Raw genomic sequence first — 22,190 nt, 5'->3', positions numbered from 1 at the left:
CTCATCGGTTCGTTGTCTGGCGCAGCAGCATGGTGCCACCGCGCTGGGTAAATTCAAGTTTGTTCAGTGCGCTCATGCCGAGCAACACTTGATCGCCATGCAGCCCCGGGGCCACCAGTGCGCGTACATCCCGCAGCACGATGTCGCCCAGTTGCAGGCGTTCAATACGGGTGCGATAGCCCTGGCTCAAGCCATTGGCCGTGCTCAGGGTCACGCCGAATCCTTCTTCGAGCTTCAAACGCTTGGCCAGGTCCGCCGGAATCGACACATCGGTCGCCCCGGTATCGAGCATGAAGTCCACCGGATGGCCGTTGATCTGACCGCTGGCGACGAAATGCCCCTGCGCATTGCTCACCAGTTTCACCTCAATGAAACCCTCGCCCTGCTCCGAGCTGACCACCACGTTCGGATTTTGCTGACGCGCTTCCCACTGGCCGAAAAAACGCGTGGCCAGAAACAACGCGGCACACCAGGCCAGTACCATAAACACCCGGCCGATGCGCTGCCCCGGGCTTCGTTGCCTCATGACTTGGCACTCCAGCCACCTTCCGGTGCAGCAAAACGCCAGACCACCGGACGGACTTCGCCATCGGCGCGAGCACCGTTGTTGTTGTCGATACCGATCCAGGCACCGTCAGCGTCCACTACCAGCGCTTCCGCGAGGCCATAATCCTGTGGATAACGCCGATTTTCCTGCAATGCCTCTTCGGCAAACGACCAGCAACGCTCGACCTTGGCGGTCAGCGCATCTCGGCGGCAGACCTCGAACGCATTGCGCTCCAGGGTAAACAGCTTGCCGTTGAACAATGACAGATCGGCAAAATCCCGAGACATCGCTCTGGCGTTGGGAAACTGTGCGGGTTGCATTTCTTTCCCGGCTTCACTCAGCAGCACGCATCCACCATCGCAGTCCCACACCGATTGCTTGCGCTTGATCAGCAGCAACCCGCGGTTCTCGCGCTCGGCAGCCAACCAAAACTGGTCACCTTCAGGATTGATTGCCAAGCCTTCGAACAGTGCATTGAAGCGCAACAACATGCCTCTGGCCCGGGCTTCGCGCGCCATGAGCGGCGAAATCTTCAGCCAGGACGTCGGCCCGGTTGGCGGTATTTGCAACACCGCTGCATGGGATTCGCTGACCACGTAACGATTGCCGGCGCGGTCACAGGTGATGCCTTCGAAATCCAGATTGCCGCCACGCACGAACGAAGCGGCCCAGGTCCGCGAACGCAATCCCCAGGGCAACCCGCTGTCAGGTACTTCAGGTACGCCGATGCCCACGGCCTCTGCGCGCCAGACGTTGGCCCGGGTATCGAGACGATAGATCTGATCATCGTCACGGTCGGAGACCGTCCACAGCTCCTTGCCGCACTGGGCCAGCCCGGACAGGTTGCCGCCGCGCATGCCATCGACGGCATGCTCGGACAACAGACGCAGTTGCGGTGTCGGTTCGCCAGACACCGTCATTGAGGTCAGCAGCAACGCACACGCCAGGGCAAAGCCCAAGCGCATCAGCCCAGCACCTCGGCCAGGTTGCCCTTGGACTCCAGCCAGGTCTTGCGGTCACCGGCACGCTTCTTCGCCAGCAGCATGTCCATCATCTCCGAGGTAGCCTCGAAATCCTCCAGGGTCAACTGCACCAGACGCCGGGTGTTCGGGTCCATGGTGGTCTCGCGCAACTGCGGCGGGTTCATTTCGCCCAGACCCTTGAATCGGGTGACCTGCGGCTTGCCGCGCTTCTTCTCGGCCACCAGGCGATCGAGAATCCCGTCGCGCTCGGCTTCATCGAGGGCGTAGTAGATCTCTTTGCCCAGGTCGATGCGGTACAACGGCGGCATCGCGACGTAAACGTGACCGGCATCGACCAACGGGCGGAAATGCTGGACGAACAAGGCGCACAGCAAGGTCGCGATGTGCAGACCGTCGGAGTCGGCGTCGGCGAGGATGCAAATCTTGCCGTAGCGCAGCTGGCTCATGTCCGCCGCGCCCGGATCGACACCGATGGCCACGGCGATGTTGTGCACTTCCTGGCTGGCCAGCACTTCGCTGCCGTCGACTTCCCAGGTATTGAGGATCTTGCCGCGCAACGGCAGGATCGCCTGGAACTCCTTGTCCCGCGCCTGCTTGGCCGAACCGCCGGCGGAATCACCTTCGACCAGGAACAGCTCGGAACGCATCGGATCCTGTCCGGCACAGTCGGCCAGTTTGCCCGGCAGCGCCGGGCCTTGGGTAATGCGTTTGCGCTCGACCTTCTTGCTGGCCTTGAGGCGACGGCCGGCGTTGTTGATCGCCAGTTCCGCCAGCAGCATGCCGGTTTCCGGGTTGGCATTGAGCCACAGGCTGAACGCATCCTTGACCACACCGGAGACGAACGCCGCCGCTTCACGGGACGACAGGCGCTCCTTGGTCTGCCCGGAGAATTGCGGTTCCTGCATCTTCATCGACAGAACGAAGGCGATGCGCTCCCAGACGTCTTCCGGTGCCAGCTTCACGCCGCGCGGCAGCAGGCTGCGGAATTCGCAGAACTCGCGCATGGCGTCGAGCAGGCCCTGACGCAGACCGTTGACATGGGTACCGCCCTGGGCCGTCGGGATCAGGTTGACGTAGCTTTCCTGCACCGCATCGCCGCCTTCCGGCAGCCACAGCAGCGCCCAATCCACGGCTTCCTTGTTACCGGCAAAGGCGCCGCAGAACGGTTCGTTCGGCAGGCGCTCGAATTCGCTGACCGCATCCACCAGATAGGAACGCAGGCCGTCTTCGTAATGCCATTCGACTTTCTCGCCAGTGGCCTTGTCTTCAAAACTGACCAGCAAGCCCGGGCACAGAACGGCCTTGGCCTTGAGCACGTGCTTGAGGCGGCTGATGGAGAATTTTGGTGAGTCGAAGTATTTCGGGTCCGGCGCAAAGAACACGCTGGTCCCGGTATTGCGCTTGCCGACAGTACCGACGACTTCAAGCTCGGTGGCCTTGTAGCCATCCTTGAAGGTCATCTGGTATTCGTTGCCGTCACGTTTTACACGCACCCGCACTTCGGTGGACAAGGCGTTGACCACGGAAATACCCACCCCGTGCAAGCCGCCGGAGAACTGGTAGTTCTTGTTGGAAAACTTGCCACCGGCATGCAGCTTGGTGAGGATCAACTCGACGCCCGAAACACCTTCCTCGGGGTGAATGTCCACCGGCATGCCTCGGCCGTCATCGCTGACCTCCAGGGAATGGTCGGCATGCAGGATCACCTGCACCGATGTGGCATGCCCGGCCAAGGCTTCGTCGACACTGTTGTCGATGACTTCCTGGGCAAGGTGGTTCGGCCGACTGGTGTCGGTGTACATGCCGGGGCGTTTGCGCACCGGGTCGAGGCCCGAGAGGACTTCGATGGCGTCTGCGTTATAAGAGCTAGCGCTGGGAGTGGCCATGGGGTCTCGTCGTCAGTGTTCGGTGAAAAAAGAATTCATGGGGCTATCGCTCACAGTGCGGTGAAATCGATTGCCTGATACAAATCGGCGCCAATGCCGGCAAAACTCAACATGGCCGGCAATTGCCCGGCAAAACCCTGGAAACTGTGGTCGCCGCCGGCCTGGATACGCAAGGCGCATGCCCGGTAATACTGCTGGGCGAGGCGATAGTCCAGCGTTTCGTCTGCCGTCTGCAACCATACCTGATAACGCTGTGGATCCCGGGGCGCCGGCACTTCCAGTTCGGCCAGGGCCACCACGTGGTCGTGGGTCATTTCCCAGGTCTCTTCGGTATACAGGTTTTTCTGCGTCCCCAGATAGCCGTCGAACATCCGGTGCGGGCTGACGGCAGGGTTGATCAACAGGGCTTTCAAGCCATGGCGCTCGGCCAGGTGAGTGGCATAGTAGCCGCCGAGCGAGCTGCCGACCAGCAGTGGCCGCCCCAGCTCGGCAATCGCTTGCTCCAGCTGCTCGATAGCCTGGCGCGGGTGATGGTGCAATGCCGGAACGCGCAAGTGTTCGCTCAGGCCCAGACGCTCCATCACCTCGACCAACTGACAGGCCTTCTTCGACAACGGCGAGCTGTTGAAGCCGTGGATATAAAGGATCGAACCGGACATTTGAGCTCCCTGTGCGTCGGCTAAAGAGGCGGAGTTTACTGTAGGAGCGAGCTTGCTCGCGATGGTCGTCAACGATAACGGTGCAAACCTGACGCCCCGCGGCGCTCTCAGGCTAATCACGAGCGAGCTCGCTCCTGCAAGGGATTTATGAACAACGCAGATCCAATGTGGGAGCGAGCTTGCTCGCGATGGTCGTCAACGATAACGGTGCAAACCTGACGCCCCGCGGCGCTCTCAGGCTAATCGCGAGCGAGCTCGCTCCTACAGGGGGGTCAGTAGCCGTTGGAACCGTAATCCACGGTGAAATCAAACTCGGTGACCCGCTCGACACCCGTTTCCAGCCGCCCATCGGGCAGCAACCGCAGCCAGCGATATCCGGGGGCCTGTTCCCCGACCTTGAAATCCTCACTGCCGGGCTCGAACTGGATGCAGGTCGAGGGCGAGGCGATCAAACGTACGCCGTTGCGCATCCGGTCGATTTCCTGGTGCACATGCCCCCACAACACCGCACGTACCTGCTCGAAGCGATCCAGCACGGCGAACAGCGCCTCGGGATTGCGCAAGCCGATCGGTTCCATCCATGCACAACCGATGGACACCGGGTGATGGTGGAAGCACACCAGATGATGGCGCTCCGGCGCTTCGCTCAACGAGCGGGCGAGCAACTGCAGCTGTTCATCCTGCAAATAACCCGGCACCGAGCCTGGCACCGCCGAATCGAGCAACGTGACCCGCCAGTTGCCGATATCCACCACCGGTTCGAGCAAAGCGCTCTGCACCGCCGCCTCGGCCATGATCTGCGGCTCATCGTGATTGCCGGGAATCCAGCGCGCCGGCGCATCGAGCTGACGCGTCATGTCGCGAAATTGTTTGTAGGACTCCAGCGTCCCGTCCTGGGACAGATCACCCGTGGCCAGGATCAAGTCAATCCGCGGCTGTTGCGCGCGCACCAGTTCGATGACCTTTTGCAGGCTGTCGCGCGTGTTCATGCCCAGCAACACGCCGTCCGCTTCGGCAAACAGGTGACTGTCGGAGAGTTGCACCAGCAACGCCGGATCGGCGGTGGTCAATGTGGATACGCTCGGCAAGGCGTTCTCCCAGGGCGTGATCACGGGGATGGGTAAGTGCCGCAATTATGCTGGGGGACGATCGAAAGGGGAAATCTGTGAAGCTGACGCAGTTCACAACTGCTGATCACAATTAACGTACCACTTCGTACTCATGTCCCAGCGCCAGGCAATGGCTCAGCCATTCGCCCAGAAACATGTTCAGCTGGGCCTTTTCGTCCGGCTGGTGCATCGAGGCGTTCGGGTAAGGATAGATGCCGCGAAAGCGTCGTGCATGTTCGGCGCTGACCACTTCGGCCATGCGCGCGTCGTGATAGACCTGCACTTCCAGTTGCGGCACCGGCAGCCAGGGCAGGCTGTGTTCCTGACGCACTTGCAGGGTCGTGGTGTAGGGGCAGGTCAGCAGGACTTCCAGGGCCAGCACACCGAGCATCTGGTCGCCATGGGTCACGGCGATGCGCCGCGCGGCGGGCTCGCTGCGCATGTCCGGCAGCAGTCGCATCAAGCGCGCGTAGTTCGCCTCGCAGGACGCTTGCAGCCCCACCAGGTCCACCCGATAGCGATCGCGCAGCTTGTTTACGACCATAACCCCCTCACTTCAACGCGGTTCAAAGCCAGCCATTGCAAGGCAATGATGCTCGCCGCGTTGGCAATACGCCCGTCGCGCACGGCTTGCAGGGCATCTTCGAAAGCCCAGACCGTGACGCGGATGTCTTCTGCCTCTTCCTCCAGCCCATGCAGGCCGCCAACCCCGGTAGTGTCGCAACGCCCCAGGTACAGATGCACGAATTCGTTGCTGCCGCCCGGCGATGGAAAGTATTTGGTCATCGGCCAGAGCGCCCCGATTTCAAGCCCAGCTTCCTCCTGCGCTTCGCGGTGAGCAACTGCTTCCGGCACTTCATCCTTGTCGATCAGACCAGCGACCAGTTCGATCAGCCACGGGTTGTCGGTCTTGCCCATGGCGCCGACGCGAAACTGCTCGATCAGCACCACTTCATCGCGTTGTGGATCGTAAGGCAGCATGCATACCGCGTCATGGCGAACGAACACTTCACGATTGATCTCGCGACTCATGCCCCCGGCGAACAATTCGTGGCGCAAGTGCACGCGTTCGAGTTTGTAGAAGCCCTCGTAGCACTTTTCGCGCCGCACGATATCAACGGCGGTCGGAATGGCGTTGGCAAAATCCGTCATGAGTATCCTCTTTTACTGCAAATCCTGTTCGAGGTTGCTTTTTTCCTGGGCCTCGACTTCGCGCCATCCTAACGCGCCCGTGACGTTTGATGCAGCCCCTTTCCCGTCAGCGGGATGGACGGTGAGGGCGAAACCCACTCTAATTAGCTTAGTGGCGAACTGACTGCTTTGTTGAGAGTCGAAGCCGGTAACTTTTTGCCTTCCCTGTTTCAGAAAGGACGCTCATGTCGCTTTTCAAAATCGCCTCCGTGGCCGCTATCGCCCTGACCCTGGGCGCTTGCGCGAGCCTGTTCCAGCCCAACTACCGGACGCCGCTGGAAACCACCCGCGACGCCTCCGAGCAACTCAAGCCCGGTTGCAGCAACCCGGATTGCCCCCTGGTCAACATCGACACCCTGCACTTCCCGGACGAGCCTGCACTGGACGGCATCATCGAAAAGCGCCTGCTGCAAATGACCCGCACCTCGCCCGACGCGCCGGTCGCCCCGACTCTGGCGGCCTATCGCGAAGAGTTTTTGCGCACCGCCGGCCCGCGCTTCAGCAGCTATCTGCAGGCAAAGGTACGTGAGCAGCATGACGGCTTGGTGATTGTCGAATTGTCCAGCTATCTGGACACCGGCGGTGCCCATGGCACCCCAGGTCGAGGGTTCATCAACTATTCACGCCAACAGCATAAAGTGCTGACGCTGTCGGACATGCTGGTGCCTGGGCAGGAAGACGCGTTCTGGAAAGCCGCGCAAGTGGCACACAACAGCTGGTTGATCAGCACCAAGCTCGATCAGGAACCGGAGTTCGTGAAGAGCTGGCCGTTCCAGAAAACCCAGAACGTGGCGCTGACCTACGGCGGGGTAATCCTCAAATACGAAACCAGCACCATCGCGCCTTACGCGCTGGGCCATGTCGAACTGAAGATCCCCTACCCTCGCCTGAACGGCATCATCAAGCCCGAGCTGTTTCCAGGCCGTAACTGAAGGCCCGACCCAGCACTAGCTGGAGCAACCCTGCCACTACCAGTGCCGGCAGGGTTGCGCCGACATCCGGATACAGGTTGGCCAGCAAGTGATAGGTGCTGACCCCGCCCAGCCAGGCGAGGAGCGCCGGCCAGCGCAACGCGGCTGACGCCACCTGGCCACTGCGTTTGCGCAGGATGAAGTGATCCACCAGCACTACGCCGAACAACGGCGCAAACACCGAACCGATCAGCAACAGGAAGTTCTGGTACTGGGCCAACGGCGCCAGCAGGGCAATCAGCGTGCAGATAACGCCGATGGCCAACGCCAGGTGCTCGACTTTGGCGCGCAACAGAATCCCGCTGGACACCGCCGCCGAGTGAATATCGGCAAAGGCGTTTTCCGATTCATCCAGCAGAATCAGCAACAGCGGAATCCCCAGGCCGGCGCCGGCCAGTGCCAGCAGCAAGGCATTGACTTCGCCGCTCGGCGCGAACGCCAGAGTGTAGGCCACGCCCAGGCTCATCAGCCAGAAATTGCCGATGAAGAAGCCGATGGCGGTGCCGCCGAAGACGTTTTTCGCCCGCTTGCCGAAGCGCGAGTAGTCGGCGATCAGCGGCAACCACGAGAGCGGCATGGCAATGGCGATGTCGAAACCCACGGCGAACGGCATCGAACCGTCACCGGCCTGGGCCCACAATGCGGCCAGGTCAGCCTTGGCGAACAGGTTCCAGGTCAGCCAGACACACGCGGCCAGCAGCAGCCAGATACCCCATTTGCGCAGGATCTGGCGCACGAAAGTCAGCGGACCGCTGACCGCGAGCAAGGTCGCAAGGGCACCGAAAAACAGCGTCCACAGCACGGGATTGGACAGCAGGCTACCTTCGTTGAAGGCCTTCGCGCCCAGCAGGCTGGCAGCATCGCGCATGACGATGATTTCGAACGAACCCCAGCCGATCAATTGCAGCAGGTTCAGTACCGCCGGCAGGCTTGCGCCTTTGGCGCCGAGGCTGAGTTTGAGCGCGGCCATCGACGACAGGCCGGTGTCGCTACCGATCACGCCGACCGCCGCCAGCAGCAGAACGCCGACCAGGGTGCCGAGAAAAATTGCCAGCAACGAACCGGACAGGCCAAGGCCCGGCGCGAGCAATGCACCAGTCTGCAGGACCATCAGGCCGATGCCGAGGGAGAACCACAGGGAAAACAAATCACGGCCGCCGAATACGCGTTTGTCGGTCGGCACCGCGATATCGGGGGAGTAAGTGCTGGGTTGAATGCTCAAGGGTGTTATCTCAGAGGGACATTTGTTGTTTGTATGATCGTCATCGCGAGCAAGCTCGCTCCCACAGGGGACTTGCGGCGCTCACAAATCCCTTGTGGGAGCGAGCTTGCTCGCGATGGCGGCGGTGCAAGCACCGCCGCCCTCAGCTCAGATCAAACTTTCTGATACAGCTGACTGCCTTCCTGCTTGAAGCGCTCGGCCTGTTCGGCCATGCCTTGGGCGACGTCCACGTCGACCGCTTCGATCCGCTGGTTGGCCGCATACTCGCGGACTTCCTGGGTGATCTTCATCGAGCAGAATTTTGGCCCGCACATGGAGCAGAAGTGCGCCACCTTGGCCGAATCCTTCGGCAGGGTTTCATCGTGATACGAACGCGCGGTGTCCGGATCGAGCCCCAGGTTGAACTGGTCTTCCCAACGGAATTCGAAGCGCGCCTTGCTCAAGGCATTGTCGCGGATCTGTGCGCCCGGATGCCCCTTCGCCAGATCGGCGGCATGCGCGGCGATCTTGTAGGTGATGATCCCGGTCTTCACGTCATCCTTGTTCGGCAGGCCCAGGTGCTCCTTCGGCGTCACGTAGCAGAGCATGGCGCAACCAAACCAGCCGATCATCGCGGCACCGATACCGGAGGTGATGTGGTCGTAGCCCGGCGCAATGTCGGTGGTCAGCGGGCCAAGGGTGTAGAACGGCGCCTCGTCGCAGCATTCGAGCTGCTTGTCCATGTTCTCTTTGATCAACTGCATCGGCACGTGGCCCGGGCCTTCGATCATGCACTGCACGTCGTGTTTCCAGGCAATCTTGGTCAGCTCGCCGAGGGTCTCCAGTTCGCCGAACTGCGCTTCGTCGTTAGCGTCGGCAATCGAGCCCGGACGCAGGCCATCGCCCAGCGAGAAGCTGACGTCGTAGGCCTTCATGATTTCGCAGATGTCTTCGAAATGGGTGTAGAGGAAGTTCTCTTTGTGGTGCGCCAGGCACCACTTGGCCATGATCGAACCGCCACGGGAGACGATGCCGGTCACGCGCTTGGCGGTCATCGGCACGTAGCGCAACAGCACGCCGGCGTGAATGGTGAAGTAGTCGACGCCCTGCTCGGCCTGCTCGATCAGCGTGTCGCGGAACAGCTCCCAGGTCAGGTCTTCGGCCACGCCGCCGACTTTTTCCAGGGCCTGGTAGATCGGCACCGTACCGATCGGCACCGGCGAGTTACGGATGATCCACTCGCGGGTTTCGTGGATGTGCTTGCCCGTGGACAGGTCCATGACCGTGTCCGAACCCCAGCGAATGCCCCAGGTCAGTTTCGCCACTTCTTCTTCGATGGACGAACCCAGTGCACTGTTGCCGATGTTGCCGTTGATCTTCACCAGGAAGTTACGGCCGATGATCATCGGTTCCAGTTCGGTGTGGTTGATGTTGGCCGGAATGATCGCGCGGCCACGGGCGATTTCGTCACGGACGAATTCCGGGGTGATGATTTTCGGCACACTGGCGCCGAAGCTGTGGCCGGCGTGTTGCTGGTCCAGCAGGCCGGCGGCACGGGCCACTTCCAGCTTCATGTTTTCGCGGATGGCGACGTATTCCATCTCGGCGGTGATGATGCCTTTGCGCGCATAGTGCATTTGGCTGACGTTGGCGCCCGGCTTGGCGCGGCGCGGGTTGTTGACGTGGGCGAAGCGCAGCTTCGTCAGCTCCGGATCGGCAAGTCGCTCCTGGCCAAAATTCGAACTCAGGCCGCTCAGGCGCTCAGTGTCGCCACGGGATTCGATCCACGGCGAACGCACATCGGCCAGGCCTTTGCGCACATCGATGATGACATTGGGGTCGGTGTACGGACCCGAGGTGTCATACACCACCACCGGTGCGTTGACCTCGCCACCGAAGTCGGTCGGCGTCACGTCCAGGCTGATTTCGCGCATCGGCACGAGGATGTCCGGGCGAGTGCCCTGGACATAGATTTTTTGCGAGCGGGTAAACGGCTGAACCGATTGCTGATCGACCTTGGCCGAATCACTCAGGTTGGTGGCAATTTTTGCTTTTGTAGTCATCACGGGCTCTCCAGACACACATCCAGGCAGTGGATTTTTGTCGGAGCGAACCTGTAAACGAATGGACGCACGGGCGCTGGGAAAACCAGCTGTGCTGTGCTCAGTGCTCGAGGGGTGTTCGATTGTCGAACAACATCCCGGACGAAGCACAAGAGGACTCGCCGGGTGACGAGAAATCTTGTTCCCTACGCAGGCGCTAACCTGATCAGGTTCAACGGGATCCGAAATTATTCGATCTCAGCCTCAAAGCAAGGCACCCCGACAAGAACCCGGCCAGTCTAGACACAACTGGCAAAGAACGCCAACCCCACGGCAAACACCATGATGAATGGCGTAATTACACGCAGTATCAGGATTGTTGCCGTCCGAATGCACAACTACACTCGCTACGCTGAGCCGCGCATTGACGCTGTCAAAGCAGGGCCTTAGCCTTGGCGCTCAAATTACCTCTGTAATATCAATTCTAGGGATCGTCTATGCTGCGCAAACTCTCACTGGCCCTCGCCGTGTCTTGTGCGTCCAACGGAATGGCCTGGGCAGCAGATGCGCCCTTATCGGCCAAGACGGACCTGGTCAGCGTTTATCAAGAAGCCGTCAACAACAACGCCGACCTGGCGGCTGCCATCGCCCAATATGGCGCGCAGAAAGAAGTCGTGCCCCAGGCTCGCGCCGGGCTGCTGCCAAACCTCTCGGGCGGCGCCAATGTTTCCGAGGTGCGTACGTCGCTCGATCAACCTTCGGGCACGACCAACCGCGACGCTCATTCCTACCAGGCCACTTTGGCGCAGCCGCTGTTCCGCGCCGATCGCTGGTTCCAGTTCCAGGCCGCCAAGGAAGTCAACGAACAGGCCGCCCTGCAACTCTCGGCGACCGAGCAAAACCTGATCCTGCAAACCGCTGACAGCTATTTCAACGTGCTGCGCAGCCAGGACAACCTGGCTTCGACCAAGGCCGAAGAAGCGGCGTTCAAACGCCAGCTCGATCAATCCAATGAGCGTTTCGATGTCGGCCTCTCGGACAAGACCGACGTATTGAACTCACAAGCCAGCTACGACACCGCTCGCGCCAACCGCATCGTTGCGCAGCGCCAGGTGGACGACGCCTTTGAAGCATTGATTACCCTGACCAACCGTCAGTACAACTCGATCTGGGGCATCAGGCATGACTTGCCGATCCTGCCGCCAGTACCGAACGACGCCAAGGCCTGGGTCGAAACCGCGGGCAGGCAGAACCTCAATCTGTTGGCCAGCAACTATGCCGTCAGCGCCGCCGAGCAAACCCTCAAGCAACGCAGGTCCGGGCACTTGCCAACGGTTGACGCGATCGCCAAGTACGAGAAAGGCGACAACGACGCACTGGGCTTCAGCAACCCGAACAACCTGCCCCAGGCGTATGGCGGCAACGTCGAGCAAACGACCGTGGGCCTGCAACTGAACATCCCGATCTACAGCGGTGGCCTGATCAACTCCCAGGTGCGTCAGTCCTATGCACAACTGGACCAGACCGAACAGCAACGCGAATCCCTGCGCCGCAGCATCGTGGAAAACACCCGCGACCTGCACCGCGCGGTGAACACCGATGTCGAGCAGGTACAGGCGCGCAAGCAATCGATCATCTCCAACCAGAGCGCGGTGGAAGCGACTGAAATCGGCTATCAGGTGGGTACGCGAAACATCGTCGACGTGCTGGATGCGCAGCGCTCGCTCTACACCTCGGTGCGCGACTACAACAACACCCGCTACGACTACATCCTCGACAACCTGCGCTTGAAGCAACAGGCCGGTACGTTGAATCCGGGGGACCTGCAAACCCTGGCTCGCTGGCTCAACCCGAACTACAACCCGGACAAGGACTTCCTGCCTCCGGATCTGGCCAAGGCGGCAGAGGAGCAGTTGAAAGCGCGACCTTGACCATCAGAGTTCAAGGCAGCACAAACCTTGTGGGAGCGAGCTTGCTCGCGATAGCTGACTGACAGGCAACTTAGGTGTTGGATGTACAGCCGCCATCGCGAGCAAGCTCGCTCCCACAGGATCAGCGGCGAACTGAAGACTTGTCGATCAACCGCCCCAACCCATCCAGCAACCGCTGCAACGCCCCCTGATTGGTGCGCATCACCGTCAACCCGGCCTCAGCCATGCGCTGCGCATCTCGCGGCAGTTCGAACAGTCGCTGCACCGCCACCGCCAGCCCTTCGGCATCTTCCACTTCCTGCAACGCCCCGGCACTGCGCAACTGCGCGGCGATTTCGAGGAAGTTGAAAAGATGCGGACCGCTCAACACCGGTTTAGCCAGGGCCGCCGGCTCCAGCAGGTTATGCCCGCCATTCGGCACCAGGCTGCCACCGACAAATGCGCTGTCCGCCAGAGCGTAGAGAAACAGCAACTCGCCCATGGTGTCGCCCAGCAGCACTGAAGTATTCGCACTGACTGCATCGCCGCTGGAGCGCCGGACCGTGGCAAACCCTTGTTGCTGGCACAACCCGAACACCGAATTGAAGCGCTCAGGATGACGCGGCACCAAAATCAGCAGGGCATCGGGGTGACTGGCCAACAACTGACGGTGGGCCGCCAGCACCACCTCGTCTTCGCCGTCATGGGTACTGGCCGCGATCCACACCGGTCGTTCCAGCGCCTGCCATTGCCCGCGCAGCTCAACGGCGCGCTCCAGCAGTTGCGGGTCGATGGTCAGGTCGAACTTGATCGAACCGGTCACTTCGACGGTTTCCGTCCGCGCGCCCAGGTCGCGCAAGCGCTGGGCCTCGGCTTCGGTCTGCACCGCGAACAGACTCATCTCGGCCAGCATCGGCTGGGTCAGTCTGGGGAACCGGCCGTAACCTCTGGCCGAACGCTCGGACAGCCGCGCATTGGCCAACGCCACGGGGATCCCGCGTTTGGCACATTGATGGATGTGGTTGGGCCACAGTTCGGTTTCCATGATCACCGCCAATTTCGGCTGGACCCGATCAAGGAAGCGCCGGGCAGCGCAAGGCAGGTCATAGGGCAGATAGCAGTGCTGGATACGCGGCTCATTGGCGAACAGTGCATGGATGCGTTCCGAACCGGTCGGGGTCATGCAGGTCACGGTGATCGGCAGATTCGGATAACGCGCCAGCAAGGCGCGAATCATCGGTGCGGCCGCAATGCTTTCGCCCACCGACACGGCGTGCACCCAGATGCCGCCCGGTTTCATCGTCGGCATCCCGTAGGAAAAGCGCTCGCCGATGCGCCTGGCATACGCCGGCGCCTTGCGCGCGCGCAGCCAAAGCCGAATCGCTACCAATGGCAGCCCCAGATAAAACAGCGCGGTGTAGAGAGTTCTATTCATGGCGGCGGAGTTTATCGGCTTTTTTCGCCTATCGTCTGCAAGTGCACGGCAAAACGTTCGGCGAGCCAGCGCGCGGCCGGACCGAGCGGTTCATCCCGGCGCCATACCAGTTCCACCACCAGGGCCGGCGGGGTCCATTCGCTGACCAGTTCGACCATCTGGTTCTGATAGGTCGGGTACTGCACCACGTGGCGTGGCAACCAGGCCCAGCCGAGGCCGCGCACCAGCCATTCGGCCATCACATAAAAGCTGTCGGCGCGCCAGACCTGCGGGCTGGCCGGGTCACTGCCGGGATAAATGCTCGACTCTGTGGACATCAGCAACTGCCGATGTTGCGCCAGTTGCTGGCCGTCCACGGCGCCCTTGCGCGCCAACGGATGATCCTTGCCGCACACCGTGACCATTTCCACACTGCCCAGCACCCGCCGCTCAAGAGCCTCGGGAATCTGATCGTGAAAGAACAGCAGCCCCAGATCGGCGCGCCGCTCCACCAGCTTGCGCGCGACATCGCCTTGGGCAGCGCTGGTCAGTTGCACTTCAAGGCTGGGGAATTTTTCCGCCAGGGCTTCGAAGCTTTCGATGATCGGCTGATAAGGCATCGCCTCATCCTGCGCCACACGCAGTCGAGCTTCCTGCCCGCGCATCATCGCCAGCGCCCGGCCATTGAGCCGTTCGCACTGGCGCAACACTTCCCGCGCTTCGTCCAGCAATGCCGTGCCGGCTTCAGTGAGTTTCGGCTGACGGCCGCTGCTGCGGTCGAACAGGCTGACGCCCAGGTCTTCTTCCAGCAACGCTATCGAACTGCTGACCGCCGACTGCGCCTTGCGCTGATCGCGCGCCACAGCAGAAAACGAACGCTGCTCCGCTACGCTCACAAACAACCGCAGCTGCTCCAGACTCCATTGCATGCTCATGGCTCAACCCATCTCTCAAACAGATAGGTAATGACTTTACCGCATCTGGCGAATCTCTAGAATGCCGACCTCAGAGAGCAACACTTCACACGAGGATTGACCCATGACCGCTTACTACTACCTGGCCATTGCCATCTGCGCCGAAGTGATTGCCACTGTTTCGATGAAAGCGGTCAAAGGCTTCAGCACCCCGCTGCCACTGGTGCTGGTCATCGTCGGGTACGGGATCGCCTTCTGGATGCTGACCCTGGTGGTGCGCAGCGTTCCGGTGGGCGTGGCGTACGCCGTGTGGGCCGGCATGGGGATCGTGATGGTCAGCATCGCAGCGCTGTTTATCTATGGGCAGAAGCTGGACGTGCCGGCGATGATGGGGATGGCGCTGATTGTGCTGGGTGTCGTGGTCATCCAGCTCTTCTCCAAGACTGCCGGGCACTAGAGTTCGAAACACGACCCCCTGTGGGAGCGAGCTTGCTCGCGATGACGGCATGGCATTCAGCATCAATGTTGACTGACCCACCGCTATCGCGAGCAAGCTCGCTCCCACAGGGTTACTCGTTGGCTCGAGAGTACTGGCGTCAGCCCCTCCAATCTTCGAGTCTGTATACTGCGCCCTCGTCTTGAACACAGAGGTCGCCGAATGCCATCCGTTATTTCCACCGACGTGCTGATTGTCGGCGCTGGTGTCGCCGGCCTCTGGCTGAATGCGCGCCTGCGTCGCCAGGGTTTTTCGACCGTGCTGGTGGAAAGCGCCAGCCTCGGCGGCGGGCAGAGTGTCAAGTCCCAGGGCATCATCCACGGGGGCGCCAAATACGCGCTGCATGGCGCCCTGACCGGTGCCTCGGAAGCCATCGCCGACATGCCGCGCCGCTGGCGTGAAGCCTTGGCTGGCGACGGCGAACTGGACCTGTCCGGGGTGCGACTGTTGTCCGAAGCCCATTACCTCTGGTCCCCTGGCACCCTCGCCGGCAACCTCACCAGTTTCTTCGCCAGCAAAGCCGTGCGCGGCCGCGTCGATCAGGTCAAGGGCGAGCAATTGCCGCCAGCCCTGCAAGACAAACGTTTCAAGGGCAAGGTCTATCGCCTGGCGGAACTGGTGGTCGACGTGCCAAGCCTGATCCAGCGCCTGGCCGATCTGGCCGGAGATGGCTTGCTTGCCGGGCAGAAGATCGAGCCGCTGCTCGAAGGCGGCGTGCTGGTCGGCCTGAAGGTGGACGAGCGCGAGATCCGTGCCCAACGCATCGTCCTGAGCGCCGGCGCCGGAACCGCGGCATTGCTTGAAACGCTGGGCCTGAGCCAGCCCGCCATGCAGCGCCGCCCGTTGCACATGATCATCGCCAAGGGGCCAAGCCTCAAACCGCTGTACGCCCACTGCCTGGGTGGTGGCACCAAACCGCGCATCACCGTGACCACGCACCCGGCGGCGGATGGCCAATGGGTCTGGTACCTGGGCGGCGATATCGCGGAATCCGAAGGCGTGACCCGTGAGCCCGCCGAGCAGATCGCCACCGCACAGAAAGAACTAGGTCAATTGCTGCCATGGATCGACCTGAGCACAGTGCAATGGGCCACCTTGCGCGTGGATCGCGCCGAACCGCTGCAATCAGGCCTGACCCGTCCCGACAACGCCTTTGTGGCCGAGGAAGGCCGACTGCTGGTGGGCTGGCCGACCAAACTCGCCCTGGCGCCGGACTTCGCCGACCGGGTGATCGCCAGCCTGACCCGCGACGGTATCCAGCCAAGCCACCCGGCAGCGCTGCCTGAACTGCCGAAGCCGCCGATGGGCGTACCGGCCTGGGAGCAACTGCTGCCATGAGCCAACCGACCCTGCACGACCTGCATCGCCCGTTGGGCAGCACCGGCCTGCTGGTTTCACCCCTGGGCCTGGGCACCGTGAAACTGGGCCGCGACCAAGGGGTGAAGTACCCCAACGGCTTTCAGATTCCCGATGACGACGAAGCACGCAGGCTGCTCAAACTCGCCCGCGACCTGGGCATCAACCTGATCGACACCGCCCCGGCCTATGGTCGCAGCGAAGAACGCCTCGGCCCGTTGCTGCGCGGTCAGCGTCAGGATTGGGTGATTGTCAGCAAGGTCGGCGAGGAGTTTGCCGACGGCCAGTCCCGTCACGATTTCAGCGCCGCGCACACTCGTATGTCGGTGGAACGCAGTCTGCAACGCCTGGAAACGGACTTCATCGACCTGGTGCTGGTGCACTCCGATGGTAACGACCTGGCGATCCTCAATGACTGCGAAGTCTACGAAACTCTCGCCGAGCTCAAGGCCGAAGGCAAGATTCGCGGTTTCGGGTTTTCCGGCAAAACCGTCGACGGTGGCCTCAAGGCACTGGAGCAAGGCGATTGCGCGATGGTCACCTACAATCTGAACGAACAAAACGAGAAAGCCGTCATTGACTATGCTGCTGCACACGGCAAAGCCATTCTGGTCAAGAAAGCCCTCGCCAGCGGTCATGTCTGCCTGAGTCCGGGCGTGGATCCGGTGCGCGCCAGTTTCGAGTTGTTGTTTGAACATCCGGGTGTTGCCAGTGCTATTGTCGGGACCATCAATCCGCTGCACCTCGCCCACAATGTCGCGACCGTTGCCCAGGTCCTACGTAGCCACTGACGCCGCCCACGCGGCCTTAAGCAGGAGCCGACATGTCGCGTACGCTCATCAGAAAGAACCCGAGCAACTTCAAGACCCTGCCGTTATTCGTCGAAGCGACCCCCGAAGGCCTGGCTTACCAGAGCGTCGGCAGGCCGCTGAATTTCTCCCAGACTCTGCAACGTCGTCGGCCGGTGACGGTTGGCGACAGCGAACGGTTTGCCCTGGAGTTGGCCAACCTCGGGGTTTCGGTGCGCCTGACCCTGCATTGGCAGAATCGCGACTATTGGGTGCTGGTGCGCCAACGCCGGCAGGACCGTGGCGATGTGGTGCTCAAGCTGATCTCCGGTTACGTGCCCGCCCATGAACTGAATCTGCCCTTGCACACGGCGATCCAGGAGATAGCCGAAGAATGCCTGCTGGAAACCCCGGAAGGCTGGCTCGGTGGGCGGTTCAACGACACCTGGCTGCCAGCGCCCTACTCGGCCGCCCTGCATTACCGTGAAGCCCTGCCGTTTCGCTTGTCGCCACTGTCTGGCTCGGCGCGACCGGTACGTTGCGCCAACCTGATGCTGATGGAGCGTCCGCGGGCTTACGTGCATTTGCCAACGGCGTCACTGCAACTGATCTACGACTTGCGCCTGGACGTTCCCAAGGAAGCCAAATCCCTGAGCCTGTTCCATGTCGATGAACGACTGGAAGGCGATCAACTCGTCGCCCGCCTCGACCGCAAGCGCCCCGATCTGTACTTGATGCCCTTGCAGGACGGCCACCCGATGGCTGAGCTCTACACCTTGAAAAAGGATCAGTTGTGTCCCGCCAGCACGCGCGGACTGTACCTGGCCGAAAGTTTTGCCCGACAGGAAGGCTGGCTGGTTCGCGACGAGCGAATTCGCTGGAAGGACTGGGTGAGGCAGCAGGGCCTGACCCCGCCGGGGAAGGATTCGGGTCTGGCGCGGTTACGCGGGAAGGCTAAGCTGTTGCTGAAGAAAATAGTGCCGCGTAAAGCGGCACGATAGGAAGATCACGTGGATTCTTGTGGCGAGGGGGCTTGCCCCCGTTCGGCTGCGAAGCAGTCGGAGAACCCGTGCATGCGGTGTACCTGATACCCCGCAGTTGCAGGTTTTAGGGTCGCTTCGCAACCCAACGGGGGCAAGCCCCCTCGCCACAGCAAGCCCCCTCGCCACAGGTGGCCGCAGATTATTCAGACTTGCGGATCTTCTCGACAATCGCGGTGGTCGAGCTGTTTTCCACCAGCCCCAGCACTTTCACGGTACCGCCATAGGCCGTCACGATGTCCGCGCCGACCACCTGGTCGATGCCGTAGTCGCCGCCCTTGACCAGCACGTCCGGCTTGACCGCGCTCAGCAGGTTTTCCGGGGTGCCTTCCGAGAAGCTGATCACCCAGTCCACCGCACCCAGGCCAGCCAGTACGGCCATGCGCCGGTCGACACTGTTGATCGGACGGCCTGGCCCTTTCAGGCGGCTGACCGATGCATCGTCGTTGATCGCCACGATCAGGCGATCGCCCTGGGCCCGCGCCTGCTCCAGATAGGTCACGTGACCGGCGTGCAGGATGTCGAAGCAACCGTTGGTGAACACGATCCGCTCGTTGTGCGCACGGGCATCATCGACCGCCAGCAACAGTTGCTCAAGGCCCAGCACTCCACGCTCGGAACCTTCCTCGCGCTGAATCGCACGACGCAGTTCAGGCGCACTGATGGCCGCCGTACCGAGCTTGCCGACCACAATACCGGCCGCCAGGTTGGCCAGGGCCACCGCGTGGGGCAACTCCTCACCCGCAGCAATCGCGGCCGCCAGGGTGGAAATTACTGTGTCGCCGGCACCGGTCACGTCAAACACTTCACGGGCCCGGGCCGGCAAGTGCAGCGCTGGATGATCCGGGCGCAGCAAGGTCATGCCGTGCTCGCCACGGGTCACCAGCAAGGCACCGAGGTCCAGGTCGTGCATCAGTTGCGCGCCCTTGCTCACCAATTCGTGCTCATCGGCGCAACCACCGACGATGGTTTCGAATTCGTTGAGGTTTGGCGTGATCAGGCTCGCACCACGGTAGATCGAGAAATCCTTGCCCTTGGGATCGGCCAGCACCGGAATGCCGCGGGCACGGGCAGCCTGGATCAGCGTCTGATGGTTTTTCAGCGCGCCTTTGCCGTAGTCGGACAGCACCAGCACCTTGATGCCTTCGAGCAACTCATCGACCTGCGCGGCCAGCGCCAGTGCGTCGGTGGCGAAGGGTTCTTCGAAGTCGATGCGCAGCAATTGCTGGTGACGGCTCATGACCCGCAGCTTGACGATGGTCGGCTGGTGCGCAATGCGCTGGAAGATGGCCCGCACGCCGGCGCCCTTGAGGCTGTTGACCAGGCTGTTGGCGGCTTCATCGTCGCCGGTGACACCGACCAGCGAAGCCGGAGCCCCCAGGGCGGCAATGTTCAAGGCAACGTTGGCAGCACCGCCCGGGCGGTCTTCGATGTGATCGACCTTGACCACCGGCACCGGTGCCTCAGGAGAAATCCGTGAGGTACCACCATGCCAGTAACGGTCGAGCATGACATCGCCGACCACCAAGACAGGGGCTTGATCGAATCGCGGCATGGACAACTTCATGGTGCAACCCACATACAGAATGAACAGGGGCGCGATATTAACACAGGGTTGGTGTCGGCTAGTGCGGTGGCTGCAACGGGATGATTCGCCAGCATTTTTTGCTCATTTTTTGAGCAATAAACCCGCTAGGCGAAATCATCAAAGTCACGGTAGTGGCTGACCGGTTTCGACGGGAGTGCGAAAGGGCGAGCCAGGCTCGCCCTTTCGGGGGTCAGGCGATGTCTTCGGCCGGGGCGTCGAGGCCCATCGCGTTGAGGCGCGAGTAGTAGCCGTTTTGCGCCAGCAGTTGTTCATGGGTGCCGCGCTCGACGATTTTCCCCTGATCCATCACCAGGATCAGGTCGGCCTTCTCGATGGTCGACAGGCGGTGAGCGATCACCAGCGTGGTGCGACCTTTCATGACCTGGTCCAGGGCTGCCTGAATATGCCGCTCGGACTCGGTATCGAGCGCCGAAGTCGCCTCATCGAGGATCAGCAGCGGAGCATTCTTCAACAGTGCCCGGGCAATCGCCAGGCGCTGGCGCTGGCCACCGGACAGCAGCACGCCGTTTTCCCCGACCTGGGTGTCCAGGCCTTCAGGTAATTGAGCGATGAAGTCCATCGCGTAGGCATCCTTGGCCGCCTTTTCAATGTCTTCACGGGGTGCGCCAGCCAGGTCGCCATAGGCGATGTTGTTGGCCACGGTATCGCTGAACAGGGTCACGTGCTGAGTCACCTGGGCGATATGCCGACGCAGGTTCAACAGCTTGTACTGCTCCACTTCGACGCCATCGATCAGGATTTCGCCCTTGTCGTGGTGATAGAAACGCGGAATCAGGTTGGCCAGGGTCGACTTGCCGCTGCCCGAACGTCCCACCAAGGCCACCATTTGCCCGGGCTCGACCGAGAAACTGATGTCATTGAGCACCTGACGCTCGGTGTCAGGGTAGGTAAAGCTGAGGTTGCGCACATCCAGGCGACCGCTGACCACATCACGCTCGACGGTGCCGGTATCGACTTCAGGCTGGACATCCAGTTGCTCGAAGATACTTTCAGCGCCGGCCACACCCTTCTGGATGGTCGAGCTGACTTCGGACAGCTGGCGAATCGGCTTGGGCAGCAGGCCAGCCAGGGTGATGTAGGCCACCATGTCGCCGGCCGACGCATCGCCCCGCAGGAACAGCACCAGGAACATCAGCACGGCCATGGCGGTGTAGATCACCAGTTGCAGCAACGGCGTGTAGATGGCGCCGGTGCGGGTCATGCGCAATTGCTTGTCGGTGTTGCCCTGGCTGGCATCGAAGAAGCGTTTCTCTTCGTACTTTTCACCGCCGAAGCTGCGCACCACGCGATAACCCTGGATTGTTTCGGACGCCACATGCGTCACGTCCCCCATTGCCAGCTGGATTTTCTTGCTCTGCTTGCGGAATTTCTTGCTGGCCGTGCGCACCATCAGGGCGATCAACGGCAGGATGGCGACCATGACCAGCGTCAGGCGCCAGTTCATGTACAACAGCGAGGCAAACAGGAAGATCACCGTCATGCCTTCACGGATTACGACCTTGATCGCATCTGTTGCCGCCCCCGTGACCATGGTCACGTTGAAGGTGATACGTGAAATCAGGTGCCCCGAGTTATGCTTGTCGAAATACCGGTTTGGCAACACCAGCAGGTTGTTGAACAACTGGACCCGCAAGTCATGGACCAGGCCCAGGGAAACCTTGGCCAGGAAGTAGTTGCCCAGGTACGACCCCAACCCCTGCCACGCGGCGATCAGGATGATCAACAATGGCACCGCCTGCAGCAGTTGCAGATCCCGCAGGTAGGGCACTGTTGGAAACAGAACCGCTTCAGGATTGGATAGACCGTCGACGAAGTACTTGAGAATGTAGCCCAGCATTGGCTGTGTCGAAGCGAAAATCAGAAAACCGACGATGCTGATCAGAAACAGGCTGATATACGGCCGGACATAGCCGAGCAGGCGGAAGTAGATTTTCAAGCTCGATGGGCTTGCGCAGAGACTGGAGTCGGTCATATCACGCGAATGTCGATGAAAAGGACGCTGACTTTACCACAGCTTCCCCAGGGTTCTGGCAATCGCATACAGTCTGTGTATTGTGGCGCGTCAAACAGCCAC

19 protein-coding genes and 1 riboswitch are annotated in these 22,190 nt (G+C 61.4%); of the genes, 6 read left to right on the top strand and 13 right to left on the bottom strand.

Going from position 1 to position 22,190, the window contains the following annotated elements; translation table 11 throughout:
* Nucleotide 1 precedes the first annotated feature (1 nt).
* The 7 genes from AC1RP7_RS07910 to AC1RP7_RS07880 all read right to left on the bottom strand — a co-directional run bounded on the left by AC1RP7_RS07910 (nucleotide 2) and on the right by AC1RP7_RS07880 (nucleotide 6,336).
* Nucleotides 2–526: a retropepsin-like aspartic protease family protein gene (locus tag AC1RP7_RS07910; RefSeq protein WP_057712259.1), complete on the bottom strand. Its 525-nt coding sequence runs from the start codon at nucleotides 524–526 to the stop codon at nucleotides 2–4.
* A complete protein-coding gene (locus tag AC1RP7_RS07905) occupies nucleotides 523–1,512 on the bottom strand; it encodes an esterase-like activity of phytase family protein (protein ID WP_493181572.1) in 990 nt (329 codons plus the stop codon). Before AC1RP7_RS07905 ends, AC1RP7_RS07910 begins: the two co-directional genes overlap by 4 nt.
* Entirely contained in the window at nucleotides 1,512–3,416 is a 1,905-nt protein-coding gene (gene parE / locus AC1RP7_RS07900) for a DNA topoisomerase IV subunit B (RefSeq protein ID WP_340312326.1), read from the bottom strand. The genes AC1RP7_RS07905 and parE overlap by 1 nt, the downstream gene beginning before the upstream one ends.
* A gap of 50 nt (nucleotides 3,417–3,466) precedes the next feature.
* On the bottom strand, nucleotides 3,467–4,075 hold the full coding sequence (locus AC1RP7_RS07895) for a YqiA/YcfP family alpha/beta fold hydrolase (RefSeq protein WP_057712262.1): 609 nt from the start codon (nucleotides 4,073–4,075) through the stop codon (nucleotides 3,467–3,469).
* 272 nt (nucleotides 4,076–4,347) lie between these two features.
* On the bottom strand, nucleotides 4,348–5,163 hold the full coding sequence (gene cpdA / locus AC1RP7_RS07890; RefSeq protein ID WP_493181571.1) for a 3',5'-cyclic-AMP phosphodiesterase: 816 nt from the start codon (nucleotides 5,161–5,163) through the stop codon (nucleotides 4,348–4,350).
* Between the two features lie 112 nt (nucleotides 5,164–5,275).
* Nucleotides 5,276–5,728: a DUF1249 domain-containing protein gene (locus AC1RP7_RS07885; RefSeq protein ID WP_007977461.1), complete on the bottom strand. Its 453-nt coding sequence runs from the start codon at nucleotides 5,726–5,728 to the stop codon at nucleotides 5,276–5,278.
* Nucleotides 5,719–6,336: an NUDIX domain-containing protein gene (locus AC1RP7_RS07880; RefSeq protein ID WP_057712264.1), complete on the bottom strand. Its 618-nt coding sequence runs from the start codon at nucleotides 6,334–6,336 to the stop codon at nucleotides 5,719–5,721. Before AC1RP7_RS07880 ends, AC1RP7_RS07885 begins: the two co-directional genes overlap by 10 nt.
* Before the next feature lie 224 nt (nucleotides 6,337–6,560).
* On the opposite strand from AC1RP7_RS07880, the gene AC1RP7_RS07875 reads away from it, so the two are divergent.
* The gene (locus AC1RP7_RS07875) at nucleotides 6,561–7,307 is read left to right on the top strand and encodes an RsiV family protein (protein ID WP_102669298.1); all 747 of its coding nucleotides are present in this window, start codon (nucleotides 6,561–6,563) and stop codon (nucleotides 7,305–7,307) included.
* On the opposite strand, the gene cytX is transcribed toward AC1RP7_RS07875, so the two are convergent.
* Together cytX and thiC are read right to left on the bottom strand one after the other, a co-directional pair.
* Nucleotides 7,276–8,568: a putative hydroxymethylpyrimidine transporter CytX gene (gene cytX, locus AC1RP7_RS07870; RefSeq protein WP_493181570.1), complete on the bottom strand. Its 1,293-nt coding sequence runs from the start codon at nucleotides 8,566–8,568 to the stop codon at nucleotides 7,276–7,278. The genes AC1RP7_RS07875 and cytX overlap by 32 nt on opposite strands.
* A 152-nt stretch (nucleotides 8,569–8,720) precedes the next feature.
* On the bottom strand, nucleotides 8,721–10,610 hold the full coding sequence (gene thiC, locus AC1RP7_RS07865; protein ID WP_008063536.1) for a phosphomethylpyrimidine synthase ThiC: 1,890 nt from the start codon (nucleotides 10,608–10,610) through the stop codon (nucleotides 8,721–8,723).
* Nucleotides 10,611–10,775: 165 nt separating this feature from the next.
* Nucleotides 10,776–10,881: riboswitch (TPP riboswitch) on the bottom strand.
* Nucleotides 10,882–11,086: 205 nt separating this feature from the next.
* Here thiC and AC1RP7_RS07860 point away from each other — a divergent pair.
* Nucleotides 11,087–12,520, top strand: a complete 1,434-nt coding sequence (locus AC1RP7_RS07860) for a TolC family outer membrane protein (RefSeq protein WP_493181569.1) — start codon at nucleotides 11,087–11,089, stop codon at nucleotides 12,518–12,520.
* 121 nt (nucleotides 12,521–12,641) lie between these two features.
* Here AC1RP7_RS07860 and waaA read toward each other — a convergent pair whose 3' ends face one another.
* Both waaA and AC1RP7_RS07850 read right to left on the bottom strand, forming a co-directional pair.
* Nucleotides 12,642–13,934 (bottom strand): lipid IV(A) 3-deoxy-D-manno-octulosonic acid transferase, encoded by a 1,293-nt coding sequence (gene waaA, locus AC1RP7_RS07855; RefSeq protein ID WP_493181568.1) that lies wholly within the window; start codon nucleotides 13,932–13,934, stop codon nucleotides 12,642–12,644.
* An 11-nt stretch (nucleotides 13,935–13,945) separates the two neighbouring features.
* Nucleotides 13,946–14,848 (bottom strand): LysR family transcriptional regulator, encoded by a 903-nt coding sequence (locus AC1RP7_RS07850; RefSeq protein WP_198530224.1) that lies wholly within the window; start codon nucleotides 14,846–14,848, stop codon nucleotides 13,946–13,948.
* A 103-nt stretch (nucleotides 14,849–14,951) separates the two neighbouring features.
* Between AC1RP7_RS07850 and AC1RP7_RS07845 the strand changes: the two genes are divergently transcribed.
* The 4 genes from AC1RP7_RS07845 to AC1RP7_RS07830 all read left to right on the top strand — a co-directional run bounded on the left by AC1RP7_RS07845 (nucleotide 14,952) and on the right by AC1RP7_RS07830 (nucleotide 18,468).
* Nucleotides 14,952–15,284 (top strand): DMT family transporter, encoded by a 333-nt coding sequence (locus AC1RP7_RS07845; RefSeq protein WP_057712271.1) that lies wholly within the window; start codon nucleotides 14,952–14,954, stop codon nucleotides 15,282–15,284.
* A gap of 201 nt (nucleotides 15,285–15,485) precedes the next feature.
* Nucleotides 15,486–16,661, top strand: a complete 1,176-nt coding sequence (locus AC1RP7_RS07840) for an NAD(P)/FAD-dependent oxidoreductase (protein WP_057712272.1) — start codon at nucleotides 15,486–15,488, stop codon at nucleotides 16,659–16,661.
* Nucleotides 16,658–17,470, top strand: a complete 813-nt coding sequence (locus AC1RP7_RS07835) for an aldo/keto reductase (RefSeq protein ID WP_493181567.1) — start codon at nucleotides 16,658–16,660, stop codon at nucleotides 17,468–17,470. The genes AC1RP7_RS07840 and AC1RP7_RS07835 overlap by 4 nt, the downstream gene beginning before the upstream one ends.
* Nucleotides 17,471–17,502: 32 nt before the next feature.
* Nucleotides 17,503–18,468 carry a hypothetical protein gene (locus AC1RP7_RS07830; RefSeq protein WP_057712274.1) on the top strand — a complete coding sequence of 322 codons (966 nt, stop codon included), beginning with the start codon at nucleotides 17,503–17,505 and terminating at the stop codon, nucleotides 18,466–18,468.
* 181 nt (nucleotides 18,469–18,649) lie between these two features.
* On the opposite strand, the gene hldE is transcribed toward AC1RP7_RS07830, so the two are convergent.
* Together hldE and msbA are read right to left on the bottom strand one after the other, a co-directional pair.
* Nucleotides 18,650–20,074, bottom strand: coding sequence for a bifunctional D-glycero-beta-D-manno-heptose-7-phosphate kinase/D-glycero-beta-D-manno-heptose 1-phosphate adenylyltransferase HldE (gene hldE, locus AC1RP7_RS07825; protein ID WP_057712275.1), 1,425 nt, complete (start codon nucleotides 20,072–20,074; stop codon nucleotides 18,650–18,652).
* A 211-nt stretch (nucleotides 20,075–20,285) separates the two neighbouring features.
* The gene (gene msbA, locus AC1RP7_RS07820; protein WP_057712276.1) at nucleotides 20,286–22,088 is read right to left on the bottom strand and encodes a lipid A export permease/ATP-binding protein MsbA; all 1,803 of its coding nucleotides are present in this window, start codon (nucleotides 22,086–22,088) and stop codon (nucleotides 20,286–20,288) included.
* Nucleotides 22,089–22,190: the final 102 nt, after the last annotated feature.

Source organism: Pseudomonas sp. GW822-FHT01E03, assembly GCF_058802985.1.
This window is presented reverse-complemented; position numbering and strand designations above follow the sequence as displayed.